Origin of the sequence: Pseudomonas marvdashtae (assembly GCF_014268655.2) — a bacterium.
In the GTDB taxonomy this organism is placed as follows: domain Bacteria; phylum Pseudomonadota; class Gammaproteobacteria; order Pseudomonadales; family Pseudomonadaceae; genus Aquipseudomonas; species Aquipseudomonas marvdashtae.
The window spans coordinates 1,071,644-1,084,013 of sequence record NZ_JABWQX020000001.1 but is presented as its reverse complement, the minus strand read 5'-3'; the positions used below and the strand labels follow the sequence as shown (position 1 = coordinate 1,084,013).

Here is a 12,370-nt window from a genome sequence, read left to right as displayed (position 1 = left end):
TATACAGAATCGGGGACAATAAAAAACCCGCTGAATCAATCAGCGGGTTTTTTATTTCAGCGGGGGGAATCAGAAATCCTCCAGCCGCCACACTTCATACGCCGGTGTCTCGTAGGGATGGCTCTGTTTCAGTGCCTCCACCACCTGCCGAATCAACTCATCGGCGACAACAAGCTCCACCTTCCATTCCTCGACCTGCTCGACCTGCCCTGCCTCGCCAATGAACGGCTGGCTGCCGTCCAAGGGGCGAAACTGGCCCAGGCCCAGCACTTGCCAGGCGCAGTGGTCGTAGTCGCCGATTCGCCCGCCACCGGCGGCGAATACGGCGCTTTTGACCTCGTCGACATGGCTGGCCGGGACGAAGAAGCAGAGCTTGTACACCCTCTTAGTTCACCCAGACGCGCGCGTTGCGGAACATGCGCATCCATGGCGCGTCTTCGTTCCAGTCGTCCGAACGCCACGAGTTCTGCACCGCACGGAACACCCGCTCCGGGTGCGGCATCATGATCGTGACGCGGCCGTCGCGGCTGGTCAGGCCGGTGATCCCGCGCGGCGAGCCGTTCGGGTTGGCCGGGTAGGTTTCGGTGACCTTGCCGTGGTTGTCGACGAAACGCAGCGACACACAACCGGACAGGTCGGCTTCGAGCAAGGCTTCTTCGCTTTCGAATTCCGCGTGGCCTTCGCCGTGGGCGATGGCGATCGGCATGCGCGAACCGGCCATGCCCTGCAGGAAGATCGAGTTCGATTCTTGCACCTGGACCATCGCCACACGCGCCTCGAACTGCTCGGAACGGTTACGCACGAAGTGCGGCCAGAACTCGCTGCCCGGAATCAGCTCGTGCAGGTTGGACATCATCTGGCAACCGTTGCACACGCCGAGGGTGAAGCTGTCGGTGCGCTCGAAGAAGCCTTGGAATGCATCGCGAGCGCGGCTGTTGAACAGCGCCGACTTGGCCCAGCCTTCACCGGCACCCAGCACGTCGCCGTAGGAGAAACCGCCGCACGCGACCATGCCCTTGAAGTCGTTCAGGTCGACACGACCGGCGAGGATGTCGCTCATGTGCACGTCGATCGCGTTGAAACCGGCGCGGTCGAACGCGGCCGCCATCTCCACCTGGCCGTTGACGCCCTGCTCACGCAGGACCGCGACTTGTGGGCGAATGCCTTTCTTGATGTAGGGCGCGGCGACGTTTTCGTTGACGTCGTAGCTGAGCTTGGCGCTCAAGCCCGGATTGTCTTCTTCCAGCAGCGCGTCGAATTCCTGTTCGGCGCAGTCGGCGTTGTCGCGCAGGCGCTGGATCTGGTAGCTGGTCTCGGCCCACTGGCGCTGCAACACGCGACGCTGGCCTTCAAAGACCGTGTCGCCGTTGAAGGTGATGTTGATGTGGGCGTTGTTGATCGGCTGGCCAATCACCGAGACGCACTCAGCCAGGCCAGCGGCGCTGAACTGGGCGAGGATGTCCGGGGTGGCGTCCTGGCGAACCTGGATCACCGCACCCAACTCTTCGTTGAACAGGATCGCCGGGATCTCGGCGGCGGATTCGGCGACGCTGTCCAGGGTCAGGTTCAAGCCACAGTGACCGGCGAAGGCCATTTCCACCACGGTGGTCAGCAAACCGCCGTCGGAACGGTCGTGGTAGGCCAGCAAGTGACCGTCGGCGTTGAGGCCCTGGATCACCGCGAAAAAGGCTTTCAGGTCTTCGGCATCATCGACGTCCGGCGCTTGCGAGCCGAGCTTGCCATGCACCTGGGCCAGGATCGAGGCGCCCATGCGGTTCTGGCCACGGCCCAGGTCGATCAGGATCAGGTCGGTGGTGCCCTTGTCCATGCGCAGTTGCGGGGTCAGGGTCTGGCGGATATCGGTGACGGGAGCGAAACCGGTCACGATCAGCGACAGCGGCGAGGTCACGCTCTTGTCCACGCCTTCGTCGTTCCAGCGCGTGGCCATGGACATGGAGTCCTTGCCCACCGGAATGGTGATGCCCAGCTCGGGGCACAGTTCCATGCCGACCGCCTTGACGGTGTCGTACAGGCGGGCGTCTTCACCCGGATGACCGGCGGCGGACATCCAGTTGGCCGACAGCTTGATATCGGAAATCTTGCCGATGCGCGAGGCCGCGATGTTGGTCAGGGTTTCGCCGATCGCCATGCGGCCCGACGCCGGGGCGTCCAGCAGCGCCAGCGGCGTGCGCTCGCCCATGGCCATGGCTTCGCCGGTGTAGACGTCGAAGCTGGTGGCGGTCACGGCCACGTCGGCCACCGGCACTTGCCATGGACCGACCATCTGGTCGCGGGCCACAAGGCCGGTGATGGTGCGGTCGCCGATGGTGATCAGGAAGCTCTTGCTCGCCACGGCCGGGTGATGCAGCACGCGCTCGATGGAGTCGGCGATGTCGAGGGTCGACGGATCGAAATCGTCACCCAGCTCGGCTTCGCGAACGGCCGAACGGTGCATGCGCGGAGCCTTGCCCAGCAGCACTTCCAGCGGCATGTCCACCGGGCTGTTGCCGAAGTGGCTGTCGGTCACGGTCAGTTGCGGCTCGGCGGTGGCTTCACCCACCACGGCGAACGGGCAACGCTCGCGCTCGCAAATGGCCTGGAAACGCTCGAAGTCGGCCGGGCCGACCGCCAGGACGTAGCGCTCCTGGGATTCGTTGCTCCAGATTTCGTGCGGGGCCATGCCCGGCTCGTCGTTCGGAATGTTGCGCAGTTCGAAGCGGCCACCGCGGCCACCGTCGTTGACCAGTTCCGGGAACGCGTTGGACAGGCCGCCCGCGCCGACGTCGTGGATGAAGCTGATGGGGTTGTGCTCACCCAACTGCCAGCAACGGTCGATGACTTCCTGGCAACGGCGTTCCATTTCCGGGTTTTCCCGCTGGACCGAAGCGAAGTCCAGGTCGGCCGAGCTGGTGCCGGTGGCCATGGAGGACGCCGCGCCGCCACCCAGGCCGATCAACATGGCCGGGCCGCCGAGGACGATCAGCTTGGAGCCGACCAGGATCTCGCCTTTCTGCACATGTTCGGCGCGGATGTTGCCCATGCCGCCAGCGAGCATGATCGGCTTGTGGTAACCACGGACTTCTTCACCACGGGGGGTGGTGATGGACTGTTCGAAGGTACGGAAGTAACCGGTCAGGGCTGGACGGCCGAATTCGTTGTTGAACGCAGCCCCGCCCAGGGGACCTTCGATCATGATGTCGAGGGCGGTGACGATACGCTCAGGCTTGCCGTAGGGCTTTTCCCACGGCTGTTCGAAGCCTGGGATCTGCAGGTTCGACACGGTGAAACCGGTCAGCCCGGCCTTGGGCTTGGCGCCGCGACCGGTAGCACCTTCGTCGCGGATCTCGCCACCGGAACCGGTGGACGCGCCCGGGAACGGGGCGATGGCGGTCGGGTGGTTGTGGGTCTCGACCTTCATCAGGATGTGCACCGGCTCCTGGACCGCACCGTACTGGCGGGTCTCGGGGTTCGGGTAGAAGCGACCGGCAACGTTGCCGACGATGACCGCCGCGTTGTCCTTGTAGGCCGACAGCACACCTTCGTTGTGCATCTGATAGGTGTTCTTGATCATGCCGAACAGGCTTTTTTCCTGCTCCTGGCCGTCAATGTCCCAACTGGCGTTGAAGATCTTGTGGCGGCAGTGCTCGGAGTTGGCTTGGGCGAACATCATCAGTTCGATGTCGTGAGGGTTGCGCTTCAGGCCCAGGAAAGCGTCGACCAGGTAATCGATCTCGTCTTCAGCCAGGGCCAGGCCCAGCTCGGCGTTGGCTTTTTCCAGCGCGGCACGGCCGCCGCCCAGTACGTCGATGGCGGTCAGCGGCTTGGGCTCGGCGTGGCTGAACAGGCCGGCGGCCTGCTCCAGGTTGCCCAGTACGACTTGGGTCATGCGGTCATGCAGGCCATCGGCGATCAGCTGGGCCTCGGCCTCGCTGAACTCACCGGCAACATAAAAGGCAATGCCGCGTTCCAGGCGCTGGATTTTCGCCAGGCCGCAGTTGCGGGCGATGTCGCTGGCCTTGCTCGACCACGGCGAAATGGTGCCGAAACGTGGCAACACCAGGAACAGGCGACCGGTCGGCTCCTGGACGGGAACACTGGGACCGTACTTCAGAAGGCGCGCGAGCACCTGCTGTTCGTCGCCGGTCAAACCGCCGGTGACTTCGGCGAAGTGAGCGAATTCAGCATACAAGCCACTGACAGCCGGTACTTTCTGGCTCAGTTGCTCAAGAAGTTTGCTGTGGCGAAAGGCAGAAAGGGCAGGAGCGCCGCGCAGGATCAACATCTTCGGGACAGCCTCGGGAAGGGGTGTGCTTTGAGGCCGTGCATTCTAGCCTAAACCGCTGGCGACGGCATCCGAAACGGTAGATGCAATGCCAGCCGAACGTCGGTCGTGGCGCAGACGGCCTGGTCGCGTCGCTGTTGCGATAACGCCATGGAGTTATTTTTTACCGACATAAAACCCGTCGCGCGCCGGCCCGCCTGAGTTGCGGACACGTTTTGCAACCTCTAACAGACTGGCCTTTTACTGTCGATATATGGCGGTCGAGGCCGTTTGCGTATACTGCGCAGATGTTTTCCCCAACGGCTTTGCGTCCGCGGTACGCCAGATGGCTGATCGCAACCGGACTCTTCCTGGTGCTCAGTGGTTGTGTTGAGAAACCCAACACACTGGAGCGCGTAAAGGAGGATGGCGTGCTGCGGGTCGTCACCCGTAACAGTCCCGCCACCTACTTCCAGGATCGCAACGGTGAAACCGGCTTCGAATACGAGCTGGTGAAGCGCTTCGCCGAGGATTTGGGGGTCGAGCTTAAAATCGAGACCGCCGACAACCTCGACGACCTGTTCGGCCAGGTGGGCAAGCCCAACGGCCCGGTGCTGGCCGCCGCGGGCCTGGTCAGCAGCGAACAGCGCAAGAAACAGGTACGGTTTTCCCACCCTTACCTGGAAGTCACCCCCCAGATCATCTACCGCAACGGCCAGTCCCGCCCTACCGACGCGTCGGCCCTGGCCGGCAAGAAGATCATGGTGCTCAAGGGCAGCTCCCACGCCGAACAGCTGGCGCAGTTGAAGCAGCAATATCCGGGTATCGAATACGAAGAGTCCGACGCGGTTGAAGTCGTCGACCTGCTGCGCATGGTCGATGAAGGCCAGATCGACCTGACCCTGGTGGATTCCAACGAAGTGGCGATGAACCAGGTGTACTTCCCCAACGTCCGCGTGGCGTTTGACCTGGGCGATGCCCGCAGCCAAAGCTGGGCGGTGGGCCCGGGCGAAGACAACAGCCTGCTCAACGAAATCAACGCCTACCTGGACAAGGTGCAGAAAAACGGCACGCTGCAGCGCCTCAAGGACCGCTACTACGGCCACGTTGACGTCCTCGGCTACATGGGCGCCACCACGTTCGCCCAGCATCTGCAGCAACGCCTGCCCAAATACGAACAGCACTTCAAGGCCTACGCCAAGAAAGAAAAGGTCGATTGGCGGCTGCTGGCGGCGATCGGCTATCAGGAATCGCTCTGGCAACCGACGGTTACTTCCAAGACCGGCGTGCGCGGCCTGATGATGCTGACCCAGAACACCGCGCAGGCCATGGGCGTGTCCAATCGCCTGGATCCGAAGCAAAGCATCATGGGCGGTGCCAAGTACCTGGCCTATATGAAGGAGCAACTGGACGAGAGCATTGAGGAGCCAGACCGCACCTGGTTCGCCCTTGCCGCCTATAACGTCGGCAGCGGCCACCTGGACGACGCGCGCAAGCTCGCCGCCAAGGAAGGCCTGAACCCGAACAAGTGGCTGGATGTGAAAAAGATCCTGCCGCGCCTGTCCCAGAAACAGTGGTACAGCAAGACCCGCTACGGCTACGCCCGGGGCGGAGAACCTGTGCATTTCGTGGCGAACATCCGCCGCTACTACGACATCCTGACCTGGGTGACCCAGCCGCAGCTTGAAGGCGACCAAGTGGCCGAAGGCAACCTGCACGTGCCGGGCGTGGACAAGAGCAAGCCGAACCAGGAATCCCCGCAGCTATAAGCTGTACACAACTCCTGATGCTGTGATGAACCTGTGGCGAGGGGATTTATCCCCGCTGGGCTGCGCAGCAGCCCTAAAATCTGACGCCTCGGTTTGTCAGGCGGATTGAGTTGACCTGTCTTGGGGCCGCTTCGCGCCCCAGCGGGGATAAATCCCCTCGCCACAATAGAATTTGCAAGCTCAAATGAGCAGCCACATTAGGTTTTGTGGCTGCCGTCAGGACTTGGCGGCGGCCAGGATCAGCGCTTTCATTTCAGACACAGCCGACTTGAACCCGACAAACATCGCATGAGCCACCAAGGCGTGGCCGATGTTCAGCTCGTTGATGCCTTTGATGGCCGCGACGGCTTCGACGTTATGGTAGTGCAGGCCATGGCCGGCATTGACGATCAACCCTTGGGCCAGGCCAAAGGTGACGCCATCGGCGATCCGTTGCAGCTCATCGGCCACGTCCGTCGGCGTTTCGGCATCGGCATAACGACCGGTATGCAACTCGATGGCCGGTGCGCCGACACGCTTGGAGGCCTCGATCTGCCGCTCGTCGGCGTCGATGAACAGCGAGACTTCGGCACCGATCTTCGACAGCCGCTCCACCGCCAGGCTGATCCGCGACTCCTGCCCCGCGACGTCCAGGCCGCCTTCGGTGGTCAGTTCCTGGCGCGTTTCCGGTACCAGGCAGATATGTGCCGGGCGGATGCGCTCGGCGAACGCCATCATCTCTTCGGTCACGCCCATTTCGAAGTTCATGCGGGTTTGCAGCACATCCTTTAGCAGCAGCACGTCGCGCTCCTGGATATGGCGACGGTCTTCGCGCAGATGCACGGTGATGCCGTCGGCACCCGCCTCTTCGGCGTCCAATGCGGCCTTGACCGGATCCGGGTAGCGCGTACCACGGGCCTGGCGCAGGGTGGCGACATGGTCGATGTTCACGCCGAGAAGAATGCGATTGCTGGTGCTCACGAAAAGCGCTCCTGAATGGACAGAGATTCGGCCCACAGCATACGGGTAGATCAGGGCTTGCGAAACAGCTCGCGACTGACCAGCGGCCGACCACCCAAATGAACCGCCAAGGCTTGGCGCATCAAACGCTTTGCCGCCGCCAAAGCGCCCGGTGCGGTCCAGTCGGCCTCGGCCATCGCCAGCAACTCAACGCCATTGAACAGGCCGGGCTGCAATTGATAGACCTGCTCCAGGCCCGCGTCCACTTGCAAGCGGTACAGACCGTCCGCGGCGATGGGCTGGCCGTGCAGGTCGGTGTCCAGGGAAAAACCGTAGCCCAGGTCGTCCAGCAGGCGCCACTCGAATGAACGCAGCAGCGGTTCCAGCGGGCGACCCTCGGCCAAGGCTTGCAGCGTGGCGGCGTAGTGGTCGAAAACGGCGGGATGGGGATCTTCGGCCGGCAGCAGGCGAATCAGCAACTCGTTAAGGTACAAGCCACTGAACAGCGCCTCGCCGTTGAGCCAGGCCGCCACGCCATTACTTTCCATGCGCCCGACGTTTTTCAACTCGCCCCGCCCGCGGAATTCGACTTCCAGCGGCACGAACGGCCGCGCCAGCGTCCCGGCCTTGCCCCGCGCCCCACGCAACACCGCCCGCAACCGCCCTTGTGGCGTGAGGAAATCCACCAGGGCGCTGCTTTCGCGGTAGGCGCGCGAGTGCAGGACATAGGCGGATTGCGCGAGGGGTTGGTTGGGGGACATCGGGGGCCTGAATATCAATTAGATATCAATGGATGAACAGATCTTGTGGCGAAGGGAGCTTGCTCCCTCGCCACAAGAGCCCGCTCGCACAGAACCGGTCGGTTAAAGGTCGCCGTAACCCAATGAGCGCAGAGCACGCTCGTCATCGGACCAGCCGCCCTTCACCTTGACCCAGAGGTTGAGCATGATCTTGGAGTCGAACAGCAGCTCCATGTCCTTGCGCGCCTCGGTGCCGATGCGCTTGATACGCTCGCCCTTGTCGCCAATGATGATTTTCTTCTGGCCGTCACGTTCGACGAGGATCAAGGCATGAATATGCAAGGTCTTCCCTTGCTGCTTGAATTCTTCAATCTCGACCGTGATCTGGTACGGGAGCTCGGCGCCCATCTGGCGCATGATTTTCTCGCGCACCAGTTCGGCGGCGAGGAAACGGCTGCTGCGGTCGGTGATCTGGTCTTCAGGGAAGAAGTGATCATTTTCCGGCAAGTGTTCGGCAATCACCCGCTCCAGCGCGTCAAGGTTATGGCCGTGCTGGGCGGAAATCGGGATGATCTGGGCGTTTGGCAGCTGCTCTTGCAGCCAGCTCAAGTGCGGCATCAGCTCGGCTTTGTCTTCGATGCGGTCGGTCTTGTTCAGCGCGACGATCAAAGGGCCGGTCACATACTGGACGCGCTCGAGGACCATCTGGTCTTCATCGGTCCACTTGGTCCGGTCGACCACGAAGATCACCACGTCGACGTCTTTCAACGCCGCCGAGGCGGTCTTGTTCATATAACGGTTCAGGGCCTTTTCGCCGCCCTTGTGCATGCCGGGCGTATCGACGTAGATCGCTTGGACGGCGCCCTCGGTCTTTATGCCGAGCATGTTGTGGCGAGTGGTTTGCGGCTTGCGCGAGGTGATCGCCAGTTTCTGGCCGAGGATGTGGTTCAGCAACGTGGACTTGCCCACGTTCGGCCGTCCGACAATGGCAACATAGCCGCAGCGGGTGACGGTTGTATCAGTCATTGCCATTCTCCACGCCCAAGGCGATCAGTGCTGCGGCGGCCGCTACCTGTTCGGCAATACGACGACTCACACCCTGGCCCCGGCTTTTTTCATTCAATAAGACCACTTCGCATTCGACGAAGAAGGTTCGGCAATGCGGCTCACCCTGGATATCCACCACTTCGTAGCGCGGCAGATCGCAGCTGCGCGATTGCAGGAATTCCTGCAAGCGGGTCTTCGGATCCTTGTTGGTGTCCACCAGCGTCAAGCTGTCGATCTCGGAAGTCAGCCAGGCCAGCACACGCTCACGTGCCATTTCCATGCCCGCGTCCAGGTAAATCGCCCCGATCAATGCCTCCAGGGCGTCGGCCAGGATCGACTCGCGACGGAAACCGCCACTTTTCAATTCACCCGAGCCCAAGCGCAAGTATTCGCCCAGGTCGAAACCGCGGGCGAGTACCGCCAGGGTCTCACCTTTCACCAATCGTGCACGCAAACGCGACAACTGGCCTTCGCGAGCCAGGGGAAAGCGCTCGAACAAGGCCTCGCCGGCCACGAAATTGAGAATGGCATCGCCAAGGAACTCCAGGCGTTCATTGTTACGCCCGGCAAAACTGCGGTGAGTGAGGGCCAGGAGCATCAGTTCCTGATCCTTGAAAGTGTAGCCGAGCTGGCGCTCGAGACGGCTTAGAGAAACGCTCACGGTTTACCCACGCTGAGTTCGTGGCTGGATTCCACCGCCACGGCGGCGAGGCGCCGTTGGCTTGGGACAATTAACGCTGTGTTCAAAAATGACGTCCTGACTATCGTTGGCTTCATGCCTTCGGGCAACCTTGTGCAGGCTCCAGAAATGCATTCGGCGCTGTGTTCAACAGCGCCGTGTGTGATTACTTGATCAGGCCAACCCGCGAGAAATTCGGCAGGTGACTGAGTTTGGGTTCCGGCCAGCTCATCCAGACCGCAAAGGCCTTGCCGACGATATTGCGGTCGGGGACCATGCCCAGCATGTCCTTGGGAATGTTCGGATCATCCCAATACCGGCTGTCGTTGGAGTTGTCGCGGTTGTCGCCCATCATGAAATAGTGCCCTGCCGGCACGGTCCACGAATGGTCCGGCGTGGCGCGGTAGCGGCTCATTTCCTTGCGGATCAGGTGTTCGGCTTCGCCGAGTTTTTCCTTGTACAGCTCGGCGCTGCCCAGGGTGCCCGGTTCGGAACCGATCAACTGCTCCGCCACCAGCTCGCCGTTGACAAACAGGCGCTTGTCGGCGGTGTAGCGGATCTTGTCGCCCGGCAGGCCGACCACACGCTTGATGTAGTTGACGTTAGGGTCGCTCGGGAAGCGAAACACCATGACATCGCCGCGTTGCGGGTCGCCGATCTCGATGACCTTCTTGTCGATCACCGGCAGCCGGATTCCATAGGAGAACTTGTTCACCAGGATGAAATCACCCACGTCCAGGGTCGGCTTCATCGAACCGGACGGAATCTGGAACGGTTCCACCAGGAACGAGCGCAGCACGAGCACGATGAACAGCACCGGGAAGAACGACTTGCCGTACTCGACCAGCAGCGGTTCCTTGTTGAGCTTTTCGATGACCACGCCATCAGGCTGGCTGACGCTGCCCTGATAAGAGGCAATCGCGGCCCGGCGCCGAGGCGCCAGGAACAACAGATCAAGCAACGCCAACAAACCGCAGACGAACACGGCGATAACCAGCAACAGCGGGAAATTTAGCGACATAGGACCTAACTATCCAACCTGAGCACCGCAAGGAAGGCTTCCTGTGGAATTTCCACGTTGCCGACCTGCTTCATGCGTTTTTTACCGGCCTTCTGCTTTTCCAACAGCTTGCGCTTACGGCTAACGTCACCGCCGTAGCATTTGGCCAATACGTTCTTTCTGAGCGCCTTGACGGTTGTGCGCGCCACAATCTGCCCGCCAATGGCGGCCTGGATTGCCACGTCGAACATCTGCCGCGGAATCAGTTCCTTCATCTTCTCGGTCAACGCGCGACCTTTGTAGTGCGCGTTGTCACGGTGCACGATCAATGCCAGGGCATCGACTTTCTCGCCGTTGATCAGCACATCCAGCTTCACCAGATTAGCCGATTGGTAGCGATCGAAATGATAGTCCAGCGAAGCATAGCCGCGGCTGGTGGATTTCAGGCGATCGAAGAAGTCCAGCACCACTTCGTTCATCGGCAGGTCGTAGGTCACCTGGACTTGCGTTCCGAGGAACAGCATGTCGTGCTGCACGCCACGCTTTTCAATGCACAGGGTAATGACGTTGCCCAGGTGCTCCTGAGGCACAAGGATGTTGGCGCGCACGATCGGCTCGCGCATATCCTCGATGGCCGACAGGTCCGGCAGCTTGGACGGGTTATCGACGTAGATCGTCTCGCCGCTCTTGAGCAGCAGCTCGAAGATTACCGTTGGCGCCGTGGTGATCAGGTCCAGGTCATACTCGCGCTCCAGGCGCTCCTGGATGATTTCCATGTGCAGCATGCCCAGGAACCCGCAACGGAAACCGAAGCCCAGGGCGTCGGAGCTTTCCGGGGTGTATTGCAGGGACGAGTCGTTCAAGGTCAGCTTTTGCAGGGCTTCGCGGAAATCCTCGAAGTCGTCGGAACTGACCGGAAACAGGCCGGCATAGACCTGCGGCTGGATGCGCTTGAAACCTGGCAGCACATCGACGTCGGGAGTGGAGCTCAAGGTCAGGGTGTCGCCGACCGGCGCCCCATGGATGTCCTTGATGCCGGCAATGATGAAGCCCACTTCACCGGCCTTCAGGTCGACGGTGGCGGAGTGTTTCGGGTTGAAGACACCGACGCTGTCCACCAGGTGGATCTTGCCAGTGGACTTGACCAGGATCTTGTCGCCCTTCTTCACGCGGCCATGGCGCACGCGAACCAGGGAAACCACGCCCAGGTAGTTGTCGAACCAGGAGTCGATGATCAATGCTTGCAGCGGATCTTCGATGTTGCCGGTCGGCGCGGGAATGGTGGCGACCAGGCGCTCGAGCACTTCATCCACGCCCAGGCCGGTCTTGGCGCTGCACGTGACCGCGTCGGTGGCATCGATGCCGATGATTTTTTCGATCTCTTCCTTTACCCGGTCCGGATCGGCCTGGGGCAGGTCGATCTTGTTCAGCACCGGCATGACCTCAAGACCCTGCTCGATGGCCGTGTAGCAGTTGGCAACCGATTGGGCCTCGACGCCCTGGCCGGCATCGACCACGAGCAATGCACCTTCACAGGCCGCCAGCGACCGGCTGACTTCATAGGTGAAGTCGACGTGGCCCGGGGTGTCGATGAAGTTGAGCTGGTAGGTGATGCCGTCTTTGGCCTTGTAATAGAGGGTAACGCTGTGGGCCTTGATGGTGATCCCGCGTTCACGCTCCAGGTCCATGGAATCCAGGACCTGGGCTTCCATTTCACGCTCGGCCAGGCCGCCGCACATCTGGATGAACCGATCAGCCAGCGTCGACTTGCCATGGTCAATGTGGGCGATGATGGAGAAATTGCGGATATGACTCAAATCACTCACGGATCAACACTCAAAAAGGCTGCAGGCATGGCCCGCGGAAAAATAGCCGGGAATTGTACCTGATCCATCGAGCAAGCGTCACGCTCGCCTGTCGATGAGCTTTTGTGGA

General features: G+C 61.4%; 9 protein-coding genes. 1 reads left to right on the top strand and 8 read right to left on the bottom strand.

Annotated elements, in window-relative coordinates; genetic code table 11:
- Positions 1-69: 69 nt before the first annotated feature.
- The gene (cutA, locus tag HU742_RS05005; RefSeq protein ID WP_186643564.1) at positions 70-381 is read right to left on the bottom strand and encodes a divalent cation tolerance protein CutA; all 312 of its coding nucleotides are present in this window, start codon (positions 379-381) and stop codon (positions 70-72) included.
- Positions 382-385: 4 nt separating this feature from the next.
- Complete coding sequence (gene purL / locus HU742_RS05000; RefSeq protein ID WP_186640895.1) at positions 386-4,282, bottom strand: phosphoribosylformylglycinamidine synthase; 3,897 nt, start codon at positions 4,280-4,282, stop codon at positions 386-388.
- Positions 4,283-4,569: 287 nt separating this feature from the next.
- Between purL and mltF the strand changes: the two genes are divergently transcribed.
- A complete protein-coding gene (gene mltF, locus HU742_RS04995; protein WP_186640893.1) occupies positions 4,570-6,030 on the top strand; it encodes a membrane-bound lytic murein transglycosylase MltF in 1,461 nt (486 codons plus the stop codon).
- A gap of 216 nt (positions 6,031-6,246) precedes the next feature.
- On the opposite strand, the gene pdxJ is transcribed toward mltF, so the two are convergent.
- The 6 genes from pdxJ to lepA all read right to left on the bottom strand — a co-directional run bounded on the left by pdxJ (position 6,247) and on the right by lepA (position 12,261).
- Positions 6,247-6,990, bottom strand: a complete 744-nt coding sequence (pdxJ, locus tag HU742_RS04990; RefSeq protein WP_186640891.1) for a pyridoxine 5'-phosphate synthase — start codon at positions 6,988-6,990, stop codon at positions 6,247-6,249.
- A gap of 50 nt (positions 6,991-7,040) precedes the next feature.
- Entirely contained in the window at positions 7,041-7,730 is a 690-nt protein-coding gene (recO, locus tag HU742_RS04985; protein ID WP_186640889.1) for a DNA repair protein RecO, read from the bottom strand.
- Positions 7,731-7,832: 102 nt separating this feature from the next.
- Positions 7,833-8,735 carry a GTPase Era gene (gene era, locus HU742_RS04980; protein WP_063324534.1) on the bottom strand — a complete coding sequence of 301 codons (903 nt, stop codon included), beginning with the start codon at positions 8,733-8,735 and terminating at the stop codon, positions 7,833-7,835.
- Positions 8,728-9,417 (bottom strand): ribonuclease III, encoded by a 690-nt coding sequence (gene rnc, locus HU742_RS04975; protein WP_186610935.1) that lies wholly within the window; start codon positions 9,415-9,417, stop codon positions 8,728-8,730. Before rnc ends, era begins: the two co-directional genes overlap by 8 nt.
- Before the next feature lie 184 nt (positions 9,418-9,601).
- Positions 9,602-10,456, bottom strand: coding sequence for a signal peptidase I (gene lepB / locus HU742_RS04970; RefSeq protein WP_186610936.1), 855 nt, complete (start codon positions 10,454-10,456; stop codon positions 9,602-9,604).
- Positions 10,457-10,461: 5 nt separating this feature from the next.
- A complete protein-coding gene (gene lepA, locus HU742_RS04965) occupies positions 10,462-12,261 on the bottom strand; it encodes a translation elongation factor 4 (RefSeq protein ID WP_186640887.1) in 1,800 nt (599 codons plus the stop codon).
- Between the last annotated feature and the right edge of the window lie 109 nt (positions 12,262-12,370).

What these genes read in the sequence shown, in the direction of transcription:
- recO (WP_186640889.1), bottom strand. Translation starts at nt 7,730, where the DNA reads ATGTCCCCCAACCAACCCCTCGCGCAATCCGCCTATGTCCTGCACTCG.
- era (WP_063324534.1), bottom strand. Translation starts at nt 8,735, where the DNA reads ATGACTGATACAACCGTCACCCGCTGCGGCTATGTTGCCATTGTCGGA.
- purL (WP_186640895.1), bottom strand. Translation starts at nt 4,282, where the DNA reads ATGTTGATCCTGCGCGGCGCTCCTGCCCTTTCTGCCTTTCGCCACAGC.
- lepB (WP_186610936.1), bottom strand. Translation starts at nt 10,456, where the DNA reads ATGTCGCTAAATTTCCCGCTGTTGCTGGTTATCGCCGTGTTCGTCTGC.
- mltF (WP_186640893.1), top strand. Translation starts at nt 4,570, where the DNA reads ATGTTTTCCCCAACGGCTTTGCGTCCGCGGTACGCCAGATGGCTGATC.